The sequence below is a fragment of the Nocardia nova genome, from assembly GCF_002933465.1.
In the GTDB taxonomy this organism is placed as follows: Bacteria; Actinomycetota; Actinomycetes; order Mycobacteriales; family Mycobacteriaceae; genus Nocardia; species Nocardia nova_B.
Window position 1 is genome coordinate 1 of sequence record NZ_PSZE01000111.1, and the last position, 537, is coordinate 537.

At 68.7% G+C, this 537-nt stretch carries 2 protein-coding genes; both read right to left on the minus strand.

All coding sequences use genetic code 11. The features are described from left to right. Positions 1-197 (minus strand): transaldolase family protein (locus tag C5E41_RS33075; protein ID WP_308706139.1); only part of this gene is annotated, 197 nt, incomplete at its 3' end. A gap of 22 nt (positions 198-219) precedes the next feature. Then, positions 220-537: transketolase C-terminal domain-containing protein (locus C5E41_RS33080; protein WP_308706140.1), on the minus strand; the 318-nt coding region annotated here is incomplete at its 5' end.

Sequence of the window (537 nt, forward strand, 5' to 3'; positions counted from 1 at the left end):
TTGCGGGCGGCGATGTCGTCGTCGTAGTCGGCGCCGGCCTCTATGGCCTTGTCGAAAATCGTCGGGTTGGAGGTGAGCCCGGTGATCGAGTACTCGCCGATGTAGTTCGCGAGCGTTCCGTCATCGAGCATGCTGCGGGTGATGTTGTCCAGCCACAGGCTCTGGCCCGCCTCGTGCAGTTGCTGAGTGGGTTTCATCGATATCTCCCGGTGTAGTGGGTCATGGCGCGACCAGCCGGCGTGCGGCGGTGGCGATGGAGGTTGCGCAGATGCCGGCGGCGTCGAGCAATTCACCGGGTGTGCCCGAGCCGGGCAGTCCCCGCACCGCGAGGTGCGCGAGACGCAGTGGCGGCACTTCGGCGGCGGCGAGGGCCTGCAGCACGGCGCCGCCGAGCCCGCCCTCGGGGTAGTGGTCCTCGACCACCACCAGGCGGCTACCGGTCACCAGGCAGGCGTCCACCAGGGCTTCGCGGTCGATGGGTTTGACCGAGTAGGCGTCGATGACCCGCGCGGGGATGCCGGCGGTGGCGAGTTCGTC